The 17,224-nt window shown below is 59.4% G+C and carries 10 protein-coding genes and 2 pseudogenes; 9 read left to right on the forward strand and 3 right to left on the reverse strand.

Annotation, left to right across the window (positions count from 1 at the left end; genetic code table 11):
* Positions 1-29: 29 nt before the first annotated feature.
* The 7 genes and pseudogenes from FIU91_RS02540 to FIU91_RS19775 all read left to right on the forward strand — a co-directional run bounded on the left by FIU91_RS02540 (position 30) and on the right by FIU91_RS19775 (position 7,768).
* Positions 30-635: a LysE family translocator gene (locus tag FIU91_RS02540; RefSeq protein ID WP_152461294.1), complete on the forward strand. Its 606-nt coding sequence runs from the start codon at positions 30-32 to the stop codon at positions 633-635.
* A gap of 138 nt (positions 636-773) precedes the next feature.
* Positions 774-1,304, forward strand: a pseudogene (locus tag FIU91_RS02545) (hypothetical protein); the annotation flags it as partial.
* A 193-nt stretch (positions 1,305-1,497) separates the two neighbouring features.
* A complete protein-coding gene (locus FIU91_RS02550; protein WP_152461295.1) occupies positions 1,498-3,444 on the forward strand; it encodes a TIR domain-containing protein in 1,947 nt (648 codons plus the stop codon).
* Entirely contained in the window at positions 3,441-4,997 is a 1,557-nt protein-coding gene (locus FIU91_RS02555) for a hypothetical protein (protein ID WP_152461296.1), read from the forward strand. The genes FIU91_RS02550 and FIU91_RS02555 overlap by 4 nt, the downstream gene beginning before the upstream one ends.
* A 248-nt stretch (positions 4,998-5,245) precedes the next feature.
* Entirely contained in the window at positions 5,246-6,274 is a 1,029-nt protein-coding gene (locus FIU91_RS02560) for an HD domain-containing protein (RefSeq protein ID WP_172974904.1), read from the forward strand.
* 4 nt (positions 6,275-6,278) lie between these two features.
* Entirely contained in the window at positions 6,279-7,253 is a 975-nt protein-coding gene (locus FIU91_RS02565) for a hypothetical protein (RefSeq protein ID WP_152461298.1), read from the forward strand.
* Between the two features lie 74 nt (positions 7,254-7,327).
* On the forward strand, positions 7,328-7,768 hold the full coding sequence (locus FIU91_RS19775; RefSeq protein ID WP_371418237.1) for a histidine phosphatase family protein: 441 nt from the start codon (positions 7,328-7,330) through the stop codon (positions 7,766-7,768).
* 124 nt (positions 7,769-7,892) lie between these two features.
* Here FIU91_RS19775 and FIU91_RS02575 read toward each other — a convergent pair whose 3' ends face one another.
* Entirely contained in the window at positions 7,893-8,186 is a 294-nt protein-coding gene (locus FIU91_RS02575) for a hypothetical protein (RefSeq protein WP_152461300.1), read from the reverse strand.
* 542 nt (positions 8,187-8,728) lie between these two features.
* On the opposite strand from FIU91_RS02575, the gene FIU91_RS02580 reads away from it, so the two are divergent.
* Positions 8,729-9,010, forward strand: coding sequence for a helix-turn-helix transcriptional regulator (locus FIU91_RS02580; protein ID WP_152461301.1), 282 nt, complete (start codon positions 8,729-8,731; stop codon positions 9,008-9,010).
* A 59-nt stretch (positions 9,011-9,069) separates the two neighbouring features.
* On the opposite strand, the gene FIU91_RS02585 is transcribed toward FIU91_RS02580, so the two are convergent.
* Both FIU91_RS02585 and FIU91_RS02590 read right to left on the reverse strand, forming a co-directional pair.
* Complete coding sequence (locus tag FIU91_RS02585; RefSeq protein ID WP_152461302.1) at positions 9,070-13,290, reverse strand: HEAT repeat domain-containing protein; 4,221 nt, start codon at positions 13,288-13,290, stop codon at positions 9,070-9,072.
* A gap of 523 nt (positions 13,291-13,813) precedes the next feature.
* Positions 13,814-15,691 carry a TniQ family protein gene (locus FIU91_RS02590; RefSeq protein ID WP_254702091.1) on the reverse strand — a complete coding sequence of 626 codons (1,878 nt, stop codon included), beginning with the start codon at positions 15,689-15,691 and terminating at the stop codon, positions 13,814-13,816.
* A gap of 915 nt (positions 15,692-16,606) precedes the next feature.
* Here FIU91_RS02590 and FIU91_RS02595 point away from each other — a divergent pair.
* Positions 16,607-17,086 (forward strand): annotated as a pseudogene (locus FIU91_RS02595) (transposase); the annotation flags it as partial.
* Positions 17,087-17,224 lie beyond the last annotated feature (138 nt).

Consider the following 17,224-nt stretch of genomic DNA (forward strand, 5'->3'; position numbering starts at 1 on the left):
TATAGAAAAACCGAAAGACGGAGTTACCCATGCCCCTGGAGTTCCTCGCGATCGTCCTGATGGTCGTTCTCATCCCCGGCGTCGACCAGCTGATGGTGCTGCGGAACACGCTGGCGAAAGGGCGCGTCGCCGGCTTGGCGACCGCCATCGGAATCGGCACGGCGTCGTCTGTTCAGGCTCTTCTCGCCTCGCTCGGCATAGGGGCTGTCATCGTCGCATCGCAGCCCGTCTTTGAGGCAATCAGATGGCTCGGTGTCGCATATCTACTTTGGATGGGCTTCAGTTCGCTGAGATCGGCGGTTCGCGGGACCTATGAGGATGAGACCGATACGGCCGCACGGGGACCACTCCTTGGCTTTCGAGACGGCGTCCTGTGCAACATCACCAACCCGAAGATGCTCGTGTTCTACCTCGCCCTTTTACCGCAGTTCGTCGGCGCGACAGGGCCCGTGGTGCAGTGGGTTCTTTTCGCGATGATGGTGCCCCTGCTCGGCACGCTGTTCCTGATCGCCCTGACGCTTCTGATCGACTTCGCCCGGCGCATTCTGCTCAAACGGATCGTGCGGAGGACGATCGACGGTACCACTGGGCTCCTTCTCGTCGCATTTGGGCTCCGGCTCGCTCGAGAAGCGTAGAACGCTGATGCATAAGTCTGGTCAGCATCAGATCGCGGTTTTGGTCTGTCTAACGGTTGGGGTGGATGGCTCCTGCTCCCCGGCTTCGCATGGTGCCATATTGCAGATCTCAGGATCTGCTTAAAAGGAGCCACCCCGATGAAAGTCACGACTGTCGGCCTCGATCTGGCCAAGAATGTCTTCCAGGTCCACGGGATCACCAATGAAGGAGCGATTGCCTTCAACTGTTCGCTGCGCCGCAGCCAGGTTCTGGCATTCTTCTAGCGTCTCGAGCCCTGCCTGGTCGGTCTCGAGGCCTGCGCCTCGGCCCGCTACTTGGCGCACGAGTTGAGCCGCATCGATCATGAGGTGAGGCTCATTCCGGCGATGTATGTCAAACCGTATGTGAAGCCCGGAAAGTCGGACGCGGTCGACGCGGAGGCGATCTGCGAAGCCGTGACGCGGCCCAGTTCAAGTTGGTCTGCACCAGCAGATTGAACGATCCGGGGGATCGTTCAAAGGCGCAGAACGCGTATTGTCGAGATCAAGTCCGAGGAGCAACAAGCCTTTCTGAGCCTGCATCGCGCAAGGGCCTTTGTCGTCAGGCAACGGACCCAGCTCATCAACATGCTGCGCAGCCTGCTGGCGGAGTTCGGCATCGCCATCGCCCGCGGCCTCGCCAATGCCATCGGCTAGCCCTTCGGCCGCGGGGCTATGTTTCGGGTGAATGACAATCGGGGCTCACAGCCGTCGTGACGAAGTCCGGAATCATTTCGGCTTCATGGAAAGTTATGGGCCTAATCGGAGCGTGGGAGGCCGCCTTAGTCAAACTACAACACCTACATCTTGTGTCCTTGCTACCAATGCGGCATCAATAGTGGTGATGGCTCGTGATTTCTCAACGCTTTCTCCATCTGAGTTCGAAGCGCTTTCGTCGGACCTAATAGGGCGCGACCTCGGCGTTCGGTTCGAGCAATTCGGGGAGGGCCCCGACGAGGGGATAGACGGTCGCCACGTAGCGGGTCCGGATGGGGTGACGATACTTCAAGCCAAGCGGTATGAAAACTCCGGCATATCGTCTCTGAAGCGTACGATGCGGGAGGAACGCAAGAAGATCGATCAGCTTGCCCCAAGTCGATACATCCTCTCGACTTCCGTCTCCATGACGCCTGCAAGGAAGCAGGATCTGATGGAGATTTGCGGTCCCTCTCTTCTGACAACGGCGGACATTTACGGATGTGAAGACCTCGAAAAGCTCCTGCGCGACCATCCCGACATCGAAGAGGCACATCCATCCCTTTGGACCCCATCCAGCGGCGGAGCGCTGGAGAGGATTATGGGCCGAGCGTTGGATAGGCATGATCAGGAACGCCGCCCGCCCCCGATCCTGAGAGACCTCCTTCCGAACTCGAGCGCAAGTCCAGCAGATGCCGTCGAGCCTACGAGCGACACGCTCTTTCTTATCGGTGTCAGGCCGCTCCACGATCAGTTCCTTCTCTGGCTCGGTCCGAAGTTGGAAGCCCACGGCTACGGGGTTTTCTCGGAGATCATGACGCTTGAGCCCGGCGATCGATGGCGCAAAGAGACTGCAATTGCGTTGGAGCACCGTGCGGCCAAAGTTCTGGTCGCTGTGAGCTCGGAAACTCGGGCGGACGACAACGTGATGGATATGGTCGACCGGGCAAAGAGCCTCGCGGACGCGCTCGAGGATCCACGTTTGATCATACCCCTGCGGCTTGAGGATGGAGCGAAGATAGATGGGCTGCGTGACGCCGTTCCCGCTGACTTCGCGCGCGGTTGGGCGGAGGGCCTGATGAAGCTGCTCGACACGCTTGGACGACAGGGCGTTCCGCGCCGTGCAGGGGAGCCGGTAGTGGCTTCTCAGTGGGACAGCTTTCGCAAGCGAGGTGCGGTGCCGCTCATCTCCAAGCCAGAATCACTCGTCTCGAACTGGATTCGGATCGCCGAAATTCCTGACGAGATTCATTTCTATGAGGCTGTTGGTGCCGTCAGAGATGATGTTCTTAAGCGCAGGATCAGGGCGCTTCCCTATCCGGCGGTGCCGCACGAGCGAGGACTGATTGCCTTTGCCGATCCAATGGATGCGCGGGAGAGTCTCGAGGGTGTCGCCAAGTTGCGTCATAGGGCATCAGTTTCGATCATGGATGCCCCGGCGGATGGCATGCCAGAGATCGACCTCAAGGGGAGAGACCTGTCGAACGTGATAACGGGACTTCTCCGGGAGTCTTGGGAGCGTCACTGCCGCAGCATGGGGATGGTCGAATATAGCTACTCTGGCGGGAACGGCTTTCATGTCTCGCCGGAACAGCTAAAGCTCGGAGAACTCGTACCCTGGGGCAAACAGGGAGCACGTCGCTCATCGATGCTCCGCAATGTAGCCAAGAAGCACGTGTGGTCATACGGAGTTACCGCGATCCCGAGGAACTGGCCATTCTGGCACTTTCGCTTGAAGGCGAGGGTTCTGTTCGCCAAGGACAATGGTACGGAGCAAGGCGAAAGGATCGACGATCCCAAGAAAATGCACCGCCTTCGTCGGTCCGGCTGCAAGGGCTGGAGAAACAAGCAGTGGCACGGTCGGCTTCTGGCTTTCTTGCAGATCATGTCGGGGGACTCGGCTTTCATTCGTGTTTCGCTTGCGCCGGGGCGAGACATGCTCTTGTCATCGGAGCCGCTCCAGTTCACCTCGCCTGTCAGTACTTCGCTGCCGGACGTGTTGGACCCGGATGCAGAAGAAGAGGACCACAGCACACTTGGGCGTCCCGAACCGGATGAAGATGAGGGTGCAGATTCGGATCGAGGGGGTCCATGAAGCTTCCTGAAGCGAACCTAGCCGTCGATCATCTCAATGAGCCCGAACTGGATTTTCGGCATGGTCAACGCAGCCACCACCCTAAGGATGGTCTCTTTCTCTACGGTCCTCACCAAGCGCGCAAGAAGCCACAAGAAGTGCGGATCGGGGTTATCGGAACGCAAGAAGGGTTGGGCCACTTCGGCTCATGGAGTCGGCGCCTGCTTGAGGGAATCCGGGTGCCCCCACCAGGTCCGAGCGAAAAGAAGGACCGCCTTCACCTTGCGGACTTCGCCGGCCTCGAAGAGACGTTTGGGATCACGTTCGACCCTGAAAGGTGCAGGACGCTAGCGGTCGAGATGGAGGCTATCGACCGCGCGACGCGTCTGCAGAACATGCACGAAGCGGTCGATGCGGTGGCGCGCGTCTACATCGACCGCCTAGAGAAATTTCGTCGAAACGAAGAGGGCGCGATTGACGTTTGGCTCTTTGTCGTCCCGGAGATCGTCTACGAACGATGTAGGCCGGAATCGCGGAGAACGGGGTTGGCCTTACTACCGGGGAAATCCCCGAAGAAACAACGCACCCGTGAAGACCTGCCTCTTCTCTCCCTTGATCCGTCATTCGACACGAGGGCGGAGGACATCTTCGATGACGTCCCCGATTTTCGGAGGCACATAAAAGCCAAGCTGCTCTCGATCGCTCCGTCTCAGATCTTACGAGAAACTACGCTCGAACCCGGCGCTTTCCCGAATAGCGCGGGTTATCCAACCCGAACGACGCAGGATCCTGCAACGGTGGCTTGGAACCTTGCGACAGGCATTTACTACAAGACGCAAGAGCGACCGCCATGGCGTCTATCGGATGTCCGCGACGGCGTTTGCTACATCGGAATGGTCTACAAGAACCTCCCGAACAATCGCGACAACCACGTGTGCTGTGCCGCCCAGATGTTCCTGGGCGAGGGAGACGGGGTAGTCTTTCGTGGCGCCAACGGCCCCTGGAAGACCGGCGACTATGAGTATCATTTGAGCGCGACGGCGGCTGAAGATCTTCTCGCGACCGTGATCGAAGCCTACGAAGACGCGCATTCCGCGCCTCCTAAGGAGCTCTTCATCCATGGACAGGCCTCGTTCAACGACGAGGAATGGGAGGCCTTCTGTCGTGCGGCCCCGCCAGGCACGAACGTTGTCGGTGTGCGGATAAGGTCGACAAACGGGGACACGAAGCTCTTCCGTGACGGGGACTACCCCGTGATCCGGGGAACGGCGCTGCATCTGGACGACAGGAACGCCTATCTATGGACGAGCGGCTATGTCCCCCAGCTGGACACTTATATCGGACCGGAAACACCGAACCCTCTCATTGTGACCATCCTGCGGGCAAAATACCGGCGCCCTGCGATGCAGACGGTGCTCGCGGACATCATGGGGCTGACGAAGATCAACTACAACACGTGTAACTTTAATGACGGGCTGCCGGTGACGGTGCGCTTCGCGAAGATGGTCGGCGATATCCTCGTCATGGGTTCCGCGAAGGTAGGCGGCCCGCAGCCGTTCAAGTTTTACGTTTGAGACGGGAAGTGTCGTCGTTCGCGTGCGACCTGTAGGTTCGATAGTGTTGTTGAGCGGCCCTTGACATGCTCAACTGAACCAACAGCTTGCTGCAACCGTTGGTCTTCGCGGTTCGTTTAGGAGTGGCGGCGGCTGGATGTCGTGTTAGGAACTTGCCAGTTGCCATAGCGTGTCGACCTCCTGAGTAGGAGCAGGAAGGGCTGGAACAGGTGTTGGACGTCATGTGTAGGGAAGGGAAGCAGCCGGACATGCTGACGTGGGGCTCGGACTATGCCCCGTGCGATGCCTATCGCTCGGACACCTGTCACTACTTCCGCGACTCTATCGTCTCTTCACTTGTTTCCCTTGCACCGGTCAGGCGCCTCGCCGGTATTGGCTTTCTCGGTGCGATCGATCACCTGCGCCAAGGCTCGGGACGGGCAGGCCATCGCCGTCGCCACAACCGCCTGGAGCATTCTCTTGGCGTGGCACGGCTTGCCGACGTTTACGCGCGTGAGGCTGATCTTTCTGATGACCGCCGTCGTTTGTTGCTCACCGCGGCACTCCTGCATGACGTTGGACACGGGCCGTTGTCACACACGTTGGAACCGGTGTTTTCGGATGCCTTCGGGATCGACCACCACAGTGTCACGCGTGATCTCATCACTGGCAAGCTGCCGGCAGGGGAAGGCATCGCCGAGACGCTGGCTGCAGCGCAGGTCGATATCGAAGAAGTGCTCGCTCTCATCGACGGCACTCATGACGGCGACGTAGGCTTCCTCTTCTCCAGCCAGATCAATCTCGACACGCTCGACGGCATCACGCGCTGCCGGGCCTTCGTCGCGCCACGTCCTGCCTATCGCGGCGCCGAGAGGATCGCGCGCCTTTGGGCGCGAGGCGGCGCCTTGACCGTGGATGCATTCGACGAGTTCTGGCGTTTGAAGCACGACGTCTACACGCTCTTCATTGGAGGTCCTTCCGGTGCGGCCCTCGATATGCTTGCACAGACTTATATGCGGGAACATCTTTCCGAGTTCGCTCCCGAGGACTTTTTGATCACCGAGACAACGCTTCTACGGCGACATCCCGAGCTTCACGACTACCTTAAGATGGCGGCGCGTCTGGATAATTTACGTGCGCGCGTTCCAAAGGCGTGGCTCAAGCAAACGGTCGAGCGTCGCAGGCGCGACTTCTTTGTCGAAGCGGACATGCCGCTGGTGGACAACGCCGCTATCGACCGTCGTTACAAACAAACCAAGACGCGCAACTCCACCACTTTGGCGGAATTGCTGGACTGACCCCATGACAAGAATCGAACGATTGACTGACGCGGGCAGTGTCCGCAAGGTTCTCGACACCGCACGGCAAGAGGCGGACCGTCAACTCGAAGCGATGCGCGCAGCCGCGCAGGAAGTCATATCCGATGAACCGGGAATCATTGTCGGAGTAAACGGCTCAGTTGCACGGCGCGAGGTGACTAGCGGTTCGGACGTCGATCTGTTTTTCCTCGCTACTGGCGACGATGCCGACGCGATCCGCCCAGTGCAGGAGGCGTTCCGCGAGCGTCTGCAGGCGGACGGGGTCAAGATGCCTGCCCATGGTGGCGTGTTCGAAGATCCGCTAACGGTGAACGATCTCTTGGCTAATATCGGTGGGGACGCAGATACCAACGAATATCTGACCCGGCGAATGCTATACTTGTTGGAGGGGGAGTGGCTGCACAATCGAGCAGGGTTCGATGATGTCCGCTCGCGGCTCGTCGGACACTACGTTCGCGATGAATTGGAGGAGCGCAAGCTCTGCCGGTATCTGCTCAACGACGTGATCCGCTACTGGCGCACTATCTGCGTAGATTTCGAAGAAAAGACCGCGGATGGTGGCAAGCCGCGTGCGATACGTCTTGTGAAGCTTCGTTTCGCGCGCATGATGCTCTATTTTGGTGGTGTGGCGGCCATCTCGCGCACTGCCGACGCGTCGGCAGAGGCGAAGCGTGCAATGTTGCTTGAGACCTTCGCCAAGCCGCCGGCGGATCGGCTGACTGAAGCGTTTGGCCATGACGAGATGGCCCAGCCGCTTGCAGCCTATGCAACCTTTCTCAATTCGATCGACGACGGTGAAATCCGCAGTGCGCTGGAGCGCGCCGGGCATGAAGGGCTGGACACGGACGAGTACCGAGAACTGGTCGAGGTCGCGCGCGAATTCCGGAACGGTCTCGAAAGTGTGCTTGTCGGTCCCGAAGGGCTGCGCCATCGGATCGGTTCCGCTCTTTTGCTTTGACCCGTTCGAAAGTCGGACCGCATATGGTCTTGATGCGGCATGCTCCGACGGCTTGGAATCGAGCAAGGCTCGTGATGGGGCGGAAGGACGTACCACTCGATATCTGCGCGGTGGGTGAGGCTGCAGTCGCTGCTCGCAACTTCAAATATGCAGAAATCGACGCGCTCTTCTCTAGTCCTTTGATTAGGTGCATCCAAACGGCAAGTGAATTCGAGCGCGTATTCAACCTTCCCGCGCAAGTGGTGCCAGGATTGGAGGAGCGAGCTTGGGGACGCTTCGAGGGAAAGCCGAAAGTGATGCGTGATAAGGCAGTCGCAGGACCGGGAGTCGAGAGCATAGAATGCTTCCGAAGACGTGTTCTAATGGCCATCGGTAGAATTAAAGAGCAGGCAACTGTTCCCTTGATCGTAACTCACTCGGGGGTAATACGGGTCTTGCTGGGAGCCGATGCCGATGAGCAGATTCCACACCTCAAGCCCATTATTGCTTCATGGCCTGATAAAGACTGGCTCTAATTTACCGAAAGAAAACCAATCATAGCTTGGCAAGGACATATATCTGCGAAAGCTGCATGAACCGCTAATGCGTGATCGGACATTGTTGCCCGATCATCGCTTGCGTCGAAATTAAAGCGACTGGCTATGCTTCGTGAGAACCACTAGTTTCTTCGGCAATGTCAATAAGAGTGTTCAAGTTGTCCAAGAACTTTGTGTGGGCAGCGTGAAGGCCGGCCTCAATCATAGCAATCTCCTCTTCGCACCTCTTGCGGCTGAGGCTGCCCTCCGGGCCAAACTTGCCGCTCTGGATCCCGGCGCGAATCTGCTCACGGATACTAGCCTCACGATCGTCAATAATGCGCTGAGTGTCCACGACGTCGCGCCTGTAAGTAGAGACGCTGGGAGTGTTCTTAGGGCGGGGCTGACGGGTATTCATGGTGTCTCCTTTAGAACTCAAGCTGCTGACGAGGCGCAGATATGCCCACCCCTCAGTTCCGCAAGGTATTTTTTTGACGCCTCTGAATGTGGCGCTGGACAACGGGATGCCCCTTGTTTCGCGAACCACAATGGCGTCGGTGCTCGGCGCGAGCCGGAGGCAAACGCTGACAGCGTTCCTGCGGCGCACGGTCTAGCCTTCGCTCAGCATGAAGAGTGTCACATAGATCGAACCGAGACCGCTCGACATCGCCTAGATCCGCGCCGCCCGAGCGGCGGGTATCAGTTGTGCGTCTTGAGCGCAGCAAACCGCGCCGTTCAGTCTGGCGACTTTTTTCTTGCCTTAAGTGTGTGCGGCTGGCGCGAGGGTCAGTTTCGAACTCAATGCGATGAGGGTCGAGGCCGGACTGACGCCTGATACCGGCCTCTTCGGCCAGCTGTGGCTCCGCGTTGCAGGGCACAGCCGTGATCAACAAGCCTGACATGGCACAACCGCAAGTGTAACATCGTAGAGTTGCCAATACGAATTCGCAGGAGATCGCCATGGGCGTCATCAGAGATCGCTTACGCAAAACGCGCCCGGACGTTGAGGAGCAATTACTCCTCAATGCGGATAAACGGGCAGTGGCCCTGGAAGCGCGTCGAGCGCGGAAGCTTCGCGAGCTAACTGTGGAACAAGTGGCTGAGGCCAGTGGTCTGAGCCCCAACGAGGTGTCGGCGATCGAAGCTCCCGCGGGAGAGCTCCCGAGCCTTTCCTCTTTAAAAATCTATGCAGAGGCCTGTGGGGCGAAGCTAAGAGTGCGCTTCGAGACGACCGACGGTTAAGGCATGATTGCGAGCGGCGGCGCGCGGCTGCATATCTCTCGGAGCAGTTTTACAGCCGATCATTCCATTCCGAACATTTCAGCAAAGGTGGTGATCGGGATAGAGGTCTTGCGGCGCAGCGTCCACGGTGTGAACTCAGCGGAGCCGAAGTCGAAGCCAGTGCGGTGTGCCATCATCCACAGCAAGGTGGCCTCGACGTCCGCGCCCGCTCGGAGGTTGAGAAGCCAGTCCCTAGCCAGGGTCGATAGTGGCCAGCGCGAGAGCTCCGAGTCGCTGGCCGCCAGATCGTTGGTCTGATCAAAGAACGGGTGGTCGGCCGCGAGAAGGCCGTGCTTGCGCGCCAAATCTGCGGCCGTGTCACGGTCGTCGATCATCGACAGCGCTAGAGCCCTTCGGACGTCCGAAGCGTTCGGTCCACGCAGTGCCTCGAGGGTGGCGGCGTCGCTGTCAACAGCCAGCTGAGCGCCGAGCGCCAGCAGGAGCGGCGCGGCAAGCTGGGCGTCGATGTGGTCGGCGGCGGCCCTGATTGCCGCCCACGGGGCGAGGCTGTGTTCGCCCGGATACCGGCTAATCCGATGCACTACAGCCCAGGCGGCCGCGTAGCGCACCGGATAGAGATTCTCGTCGGCGTCGCCGACAACTTGGGCATTAGTTAGCCCGCGCTGGATGGCGGTCCAGACTCCCGGGTGGTCTGGGCAAGTCAGAAGGTCGAGCAGCTTCCCGTGCAGCATGACGTCGACCGTCTCGGCATCGTCGTTGATCAGGACGGCGATGATCTGATCGAGAACTTCCGGCGGAAGCGGGTCGAACCTGGCTAAGGCGTCGGCGGCCGCGCGGGCGACGAGATACTCAGGCTCGTAGCGTCGCTGGAGCTCGGGATGGCGGCAATAGTTGCGACGGTCGCCCAGCAGGGTGACGAGGACGTCGAGCCCCTCGGGCCATGCCTGTTCTCCGATCACCTCGGCCAGCGCCTGGCGGACTGGCGCGCTCCTGTCGACCACAAGGCCAAGTATGGCTATCTTTTCAGCCGTGTCAGCTCTGGGAGCCAGCGCCTTCAGGGCCGTGCGCCGGACCTCGTAATGCGCGTGGTTAAGCGCGTTGGCGATCGCGGTCCGCGCCTCGGGTGTTCCAAGTTCGGCAAGCGCCCGCACCGCCGCTTGCGCATCAATGTCGTTATCTGAAGTCGCCCACTCTTCGGCGAGAGCGTGAATGTCCAGATGCTCGGCTCCGGAGATCATCAACAGAAGCCGGGCGAGTTTGGCTGGCCCTTCCGTCATCAGGGTCTCGGCTTGACCTGGCGGGAGTTCGCGAAAGCGGTTCAGAAGCGTAGCATCGTCGGCACCGAGGGCGCGCGAGAGCGCAAGGTGGACGGCAGCCGCAGCCTCGGGAGGAGCGGCGGCCAAGACACGCTGCGCCAGCCCGGCCTTCCTGTGCCCAAACTCGAGATCGACTATTTCCGGGGCCAACATGACCGCCCGCATCGGCGACAAGGTCGGCAGCAGATTAAGCAAGATACCTTGAGCGGAGGTCCGGCCGGAACTCCCTTCTTCTCGACCTTCCAAGAACGACAAGGCTCGAACCGCCGCGTTGATCGCCTTCGCCCCCCCAGTGGTCAGGGCCGCCGAAACCCGATCGCGGCCAAATTCAAGGCGGCGATCAGCGATGACGCCAAGCCCTGCGGCCTGCAGGCGGTCATCGTCGCCGGCGGCAACGAAAAAGGCGTCGAGCTCGCTAACAGTAACCTTGGTCAAATCCCACTTCATTATGTCGGCCCACAGCGGCAGGACGATGTCCTGCCGGGGGTGACCAGCGATCCAGCCGTGCCCTTCTCGGCGGCGGCGGGCGCGGACATAACCTTTGGCGAAATGCTCTGCCGAGGGTTCTTCGTCCTCCGTTCGCTCCTGAATACGTAGGCCGTGCGCGAAGTCCAGTTCGCCCTGCCATGCTTGGCGGCGGTCCTCGTTCGACTTGGCAAGCACGTCGTCGACGATCTCCTGCATCGTTTCGACCTGTGACCAGACGGCTTCATAGGGCGGATCGGATCCGGCGAGCGCACACTCGGCGATAGCGTCGCCGCACATCACAAATTCGGCCGCCTGTGCTACGACTTCACCAGCGACCAAGAACGCCTTGGTGAAGTCGACTTTGAAGGGAGTTAACCAGACCATCAGCTTGTCGGCGTCGTAGTCGTTGTGGGTCCGTGGCAGTTGGTGGGCGATGAAGCCCTTGAGAATGCGCAGCTCGGGGTCGGCCGCCAATAGGGCTTCGCGGTCGGCGTGGGACACCTTTGGCGGCTTCCATCCGAACTCAGCGAACCCGCCTTTGGTCCTGGGTGCGCCGTGTTGCAGCCATTCGACCAAGCGGCCGATCGGTTGACGCAGACTGAGTCGCCGGTCTGCTTGGTTCCAAGCCTTACGAAAGGCACTGGGATTGCCGACAGCTGCAGTGAGCTCATCGATCAAGCTCTTGTCGAAGGCCTCGACGACAACCTCCTCCAACTCGACCCCTGCGTCCTCAAGCGAACGCGCGCCCGTCACCAAGCGCTCAACGACGGAGAGCCAGATCGTGTCATTCGCCGCTAGGCGCAAGGCTGCGCGGGCCGCGGCATTTAAGGCGTCCTCCGTCCCCCGGAATTGGTCGCGGGCAATCGCCTCCATCGCCTCGATCACCTTGGCGTGGGCGGCGTAGGCACCATCGCCATCTTTAGTCAGGTGGCTCTGGGCTAGGTGGACGGCGAGATCATCGAGTCCGATGTCGACCTTGCTCTCCCTGTCGACCTCTCGGCGGAGATCGGCCAAGGCTTTGGGAGGTAAGACGCGCGAAGACCGCAGCAAAGCCCAGAGCACGGCCGTCCCGCGCGCGCCCCGGTCACCGTAGGCGCCGATCTGGTCGCGCACCACATGAAGTCGGCTATCGCTGAGAGCCCGATCGACCAAGTCGTTCACGTCGGCTTCGAGCGGCTTGGCGACGGCGATGAGTTCACGGGCGAAGCTGATCAATTCGAGCGGCGACTTCAGGTCCCTCAGTAGCCGCGCCTCATGCTGCTTTGCGAGGTCCTGCCGCCAGGCCCCTTGGCCTGCGAGCCGGCCATGCAAAATCGCGCGGCGCGAACCGTCATCGTAAACGTCATCGTCTATTGTTACCGCCTGGCTGCTCCAAAGCGGGGCCGGCGACGAGCCGAGCGCCGCCCGGTAGATTTCGCTGCGTGAGGTGATCACAAACAGCTTGTCGGGTGCCTGCTGCACGATCAACGCGCTGATGCGTTTGGTCCACTCTTCGGCCTCGCCCTTCTTGAACCCGGACTGGCCCCAAGGGTCTTCGAGGTGGAATAGGACACGGCCGGGCGCTGCGAAGACCTCTTCGATGGTGCCAAGCCCGTCTTCGCATCGGACAATTTTGTAGGGTGGGTCGGCTTGACGCCGATCGTAAGCCAATTGGTCGGCAGTCAGGCTTTTGCCGTAGCCGGAGGGACCGATCAGCAGCACCGAGCCATAATTGGCTAGGCGCTCTTCTGCGAGGCCGAAATTGGCTGGCGCAACGTAGTAGGTCAGCTGAGGGTTGGCGTGAGGTAGACCGCCGAAGGCCTCGGCGATCTGCTCGACATCGTTGCGATGCAACGGGCTGCGGACGGCGAGGAAGCGGTCTTCGACCGCCCTCTTGAGGCGCTCGACACAGCCTTCGAGACCTTGGCTCGGGACATGCAGCTTTCCCGTGAGGATCTGGTCGATTTTTCGGCGGGTCGCTTCCAACGTCATGCCTTCGATAAGGGCGAACCGGCCGGCGAGGTCCTGCCCGGCTTTGAGGTTGAGGTTCGTGGGCGTGAAAGTGGGATTGGACGACTTTTCAGGACTGTCGACCCGTCCCGAGGCCAGGGTTCCATCGACGCTGGCGTTGGTGATGAAGACATAGCGGCGCTTGGGGTTGGCGAGCATCAGGGCCTTAGCGCGCGCTCGCGGCTCGGGGCCTTTGGCAGCCTTGGCCGGCTTGTTGTTCACCACGCCGGCGAAATCCTTCGGACTCCAGGCTCCCGCGCCCTTGAACTTGATCTGGATGTGCAACTCGTGGGCTGCGGCGACAATCAGGTTTGCCTCGGCCGCGTCGAGTGGGACGTCAAGATACGCTTTGATGTCGTCGTGGGACGCCGGCTCGACCGTGATGCGGTCGGTGCTGGCGCCTGTGCCGAACATCAGCTTCAGAGCCACCCAGACGGTGACCAGCTTCTGGTAATCGTAACCTTGGTAGGCAGGGTTAGCCCCGCCGTTTTCAGTATCGGTCGTCATAAATGCCCTCCGCGCACCACATATGTTCAAGGGGTGCTTTCCGCGTGTCTAGGGGTGTCTGACCTTATGAACGTCCACTTTCCGCCCTGATTCAAAGTTCGCTTGGCGAAAAGGTTCAGTCTCAGCTAGTCTCTTAGCGTGCGGCACTTAGTTCATGCAATTTGCGGCGAAGATCGAATTCGAGCCCATGTCTTTGAAGAGATTTATTCGGCAGCAAAGCAAGCTGTCCGTTTCACTTAGAAACGAAAGGGTGAGATTTTCGGATAGGCAGGCAGGAAGATACCGCGAAGTAGCTTTACTTCGATCTGAAGCCTCACCTCTCGCTCAACTACATGCTAGGCAGATCGATCTGTTCCTTCATGTCGACGGACTGCATGACGCTCAATCACCGTTCTTCGGATAGATCGGTCTGCCATCCATCGACCTTGGACTGCCTGTTCTTAGATAGTGACGGCCGGATGCGAGCGTGGTCACCTTTCGCATGGCATTTCTGAATGGGATGAGCTGCATTTAGCGTACTCTGCTACGTCTTGGACCGGCTGCCCGGGCTCTTTATAAGTTGCCGCTTAACATCCGACCGAAGAAAGAGCTGCCCAAATTTGACGCCGTCATGCTCAAATCTTTTGATGCCGGCCATCTTTAAGTCTCGTTTCACTGCAACAAAGCTCATCTGTCTTTCAGCCGCAATCATCGAAAGAGTCGTGAATTTGGCGCGAAATTCTCGTGCATCGTCGGGCGTCACGTAGAGCTTCTCATGCCCCGACGCGGGGTTCATAACTCGCGTTGCCGGCGTGAGCCCCGCCTTTACTAATGCAGAGAACCCCTGGTTTGTCCGCAATCCGACTGAACGCTCGAATTGCGGTATGGTCATCAAGTCAGTTCCAGCTTCGGACCGGTGACGTTTGACCAGTTCGGAGAAATCAGAGAAGTTGACGAAGATCGATTTGTAGAGTGCGGCTGTTCCGAGTTGACCAACTCGAATCTTGCCTGCCGCAATGCCGGCTAAAATTGGCTGCAGCCCGAATTTCGCCCGAAACGCGGCTCGGTGGATGTGTTCCCAACCCTCGAAGTCGTCCTCGAGAGGTTCGGCACCGTGAAGCAATCTCTCAACAAAAGCGGTTCCGTCGGAAAGCCGCCACGGTGCCCGGAAACCTGAAAGTGTCACCAGGGGTGTCAGGATACCCTCCCTCACCAAGGCATCGAACTGGTGCTCCGTAGCCCCGATGTGCCTGGCCATTTCCCGGGCCCCGACGAGCTTCGGGTATTCCTGCAACAGCGAGCCATGCATTTGAGCATCGAAGGTAACAAGGCCATCGGGTCGGCGATCCTCCGCTGCGACGATGCCAGCATCTATGAGAGCCTCGCGCAGTGGGTGGGCGGCGTAGCCGATTTCCTCTGAGGCGGTCCGGATCGAATGCAGACGTCTTGCCACGATATTTTCGCCCAACAGGTCTTCTCCAGCTGCAACGGGCCAAGTGTTCAAGATCACATCTCGAAGCAGTCGCCGGAAAGGTTCGAATTCCGGTTCTTGAACAAGGTCACGCGACAGGAGCTCATAGAACATTCCAAACACATACTTCGGCTTGTGCGAGCCTTTAGTGACGTATCGGGTCATCTGTTGAAGCGTGTCAGCTATGGCCTCTTCCCCTTGGCTGACGACCGCGAAACCCCGTTCAAGAGAGTGCCGCATGATGTCCGTTTCAGACATCCCCGTGACTGCGTTTTTGTCGTGACGCAATAACTCAGTCCCCAGAAGGCGGCTTGCCTCAAGGGCCGCATAGAGATCAAACTGAGACACTTGAGTCTCGTCCTGGTAAACCGCAAGTCGTTGATCCAGCCATGCTTCAAAGGCGGTCGGGCGTAATGTTTTACCAGTCAGGTTCCCAGAAGATAGATCTGGAAGGAGTTCCTGAAGTTGCGTTTGCATGTCATAGCGCTTCAGGATCGATGTAGAGGTCCAGAGTGGGACGAGCGGACGCGCGTGGCGAATACAGGTATGGGCATATTTCACCTGCCAATCGCCGCGCAGCGCCATCGCCTCGAAGGGCCGGCCAGGATTTCTTTCGATATCTTCTCGCAGGCAATGCGGACAGCCGCGCACAGTTGGACTGCGCAAGGCTCGCGATACAAAGACATCGTTCCGAAATGCCATCCTGACGTCGCCCAAGATCTCGCCAGTCCAAGATCTTAGGTCGGCAATTTCGTCTGAGCTCAGGTTCCCGACCTCAGCCATCTTCTCGATCGCGACGGACTCACCGACGCATATTCTTCTCAGCGAAAATCCCATTTCACTCGCGAACTCCGCCGTCGGCATCCTGTTCCAGGCAGCGAGCCGGTTCAGAAAAGACGGTAGCGTCTCGCGCGAAAGAGGAGCGGGAATGGATGAGTCTTGGCGTTGCACGGGCTGGAGAAACCACAATATTCTCCTAATTTCAATACATTAGCTTTTTGTTTTCAAGCCAATGCGTCCGAGCTTCCGAGGTATTTCGCCTCTCGTTGCGGTCGACCGCCAGCATATTAACGCGCTTTGTGCTGCAGGCATCGCTCAGCTGGCCCGTGCAGGATTCACCGACGCCCTGCTGTCAGCCAATGACGCTTGGGGTGCAAGCCTTTGTCGTTTCGCCGAAGGCCCGCTGAAGCGGCTCGTTGACAAAGCCTGCATCAAGGTCTTTCGCGGCGGGGATCGGCGAGCCAACGACCACGGCGCATGGGGCGGTCGGTAGTAGCTTTGACCCGGCGACGGTCGATATCCGCGCCGTTAGGTTCACCACGAGCCGGAGCGACGACAGACTTGATTTACCCAATCTACTCGAACCAATCCCTCACTGTGATCAGATCGCTAAAACTGACCGATGACGGTGCATAAGATGCACTTCGATGCGACATCGCAAAAAGCAAGAAGACGTCATCTCGGTGAAATCAATCCGCAAGAGCAACTAGTTGCGGAAATAGGGCGGCGGGGCAGTCTCGCTCTGAGACGAATAACTGTCAATTCATGCCACGGGCGACTCGTTCGAGTTTCGGCAAAAATCCCACGCTACGCCGACATCGTTCATTCGAGCCTAGGGCGGCGAATGTCACCGAAGAGCCCGTTGCGGAAGTGTCAAATTCTCGCTGCGCGCACTCGCAGCGAGAATTTTTGCTGAGACGCGGCAAACCGTTATGCCGCATCGCAGCTGTGGATCCGGTCGTTCGTGCGCCGCGCAGCGAAACCCTCGGGAGCAGCGACCGCAGCGCGGAGATGGTGTTGAAAAACTCCGCTTGAGCGACGGCATGGGGCCTGATTCAATTCTCCTGAAGCATGGGAGAACTGGCGATGATGGGGCCGAGGCAGGTTTCGCAGGGCGCGCTGTTCTACGAGTTCACAATAGAAGACCACGTCCCGGCGGAGCATCTACTCAGGGGCATCGACCGCTTCGTTGATCTCGGAGACATGCGCCGTCACCTTGCACCGTTCTACAGCACGACGGGCCGCCCCTCGGTCGATCCGGAACTGATGATACGGATGCTGATCGTGGGCTATGCCTTTGGCATTCGTTCGGAACGGCGTCTCTGTGAAGAAATTCATCTCAACCTGGCATATCGCTGGTTTTGTCGGCTCGACCTGACCGACGCTGTGCCCGACCACTCGACCTTCTCGAAGAACCGGCATGGCCGGTCCCGAGAGAGCGATCTCTTCCGGCGGCTCTTCGAGGCAGTGCTGGCGCGGTGCATCGCCGAGGGGCTCGTGGGCGGTGAGAGCTTCGGGGCGGACGCGTCGCTGATCAAGGCGTGCGCGTACCGGGCGCATCCGGTCACCGTTTCCAATGACATCCGGTCAGTGATTCCGATTTGATCCGGTCACGGATTCCGGGGCATCCGGTCACCCCGGAACCGGGTTGAGAGAGACCGCTGGGCGATCGTGCGGCGGGGTAGCCTTGCCGTCCATTTGGAC

This window comes from Roseivivax sp. THAF30, assembly GCF_009363575.1.
GTDB classification, from domain to species: Bacteria; Pseudomonadota; Alphaproteobacteria; order Rhodobacterales; family Rhodobacteraceae; genus Roseivivax; species Roseivivax halotolerans.

Bases quoted from the DNA above. Each gene is read 5' to 3' on its own strand.
- FIU91_RS02575 (WP_152461300.1), bottom strand. From the start codon at position 8,186: ATGAATACCCGTCAGCCCCGCCCTAAGAACACTCCCAGCGTCTCTACT.
- FIU91_RS02580 (WP_152461301.1), top strand. From the start codon at position 8,729: ATGGGCGTCATCAGAGATCGCTTACGCAAAACGCGCCCGGACGTTGAG.
- FIU91_RS02585 (WP_152461302.1), bottom strand. From the start codon at position 13,290: ATGACGACCGATACTGAAAACGGCGGGGCTAACCCTGCCTACCAAGGT.
- FIU91_RS02540 (WP_152461294.1), top strand. From the start codon at position 30: ATGCCCCTGGAGTTCCTCGCGATCGTCCTGATGGTCGTTCTCATCCCC.
- FIU91_RS02555 (WP_152461296.1), top strand. From the start codon at position 3,441: ATGAAGCTTCCTGAAGCGAACCTAGCCGTCGATCATCTCAATGAGCCC.
- FIU91_RS02550 (WP_152461295.1), top strand. From the start codon at position 1,498: ATGGCTCGTGATTTCTCAACGCTTTCTCCATCTGAGTTCGAAGCGCTT.
- FIU91_RS02565 (WP_152461298.1), top strand. From the start codon at position 6,279: ATGACAAGAATCGAACGATTGACTGACGCGGGCAGTGTCCGCAAGGTT.
- FIU91_RS19775 (WP_371418237.1), top strand. From the start codon at position 7,328: ATGGGGCGGAAGGACGTACCACTCGATATCTGCGCGGTGGGTGAGGCT.
- FIU91_RS02560 (WP_172974904.1), top strand. From the start codon at position 5,246: ATGCTGACGTGGGGCTCGGACTATGCCCCGTGCGATGCCTATCGCTCG.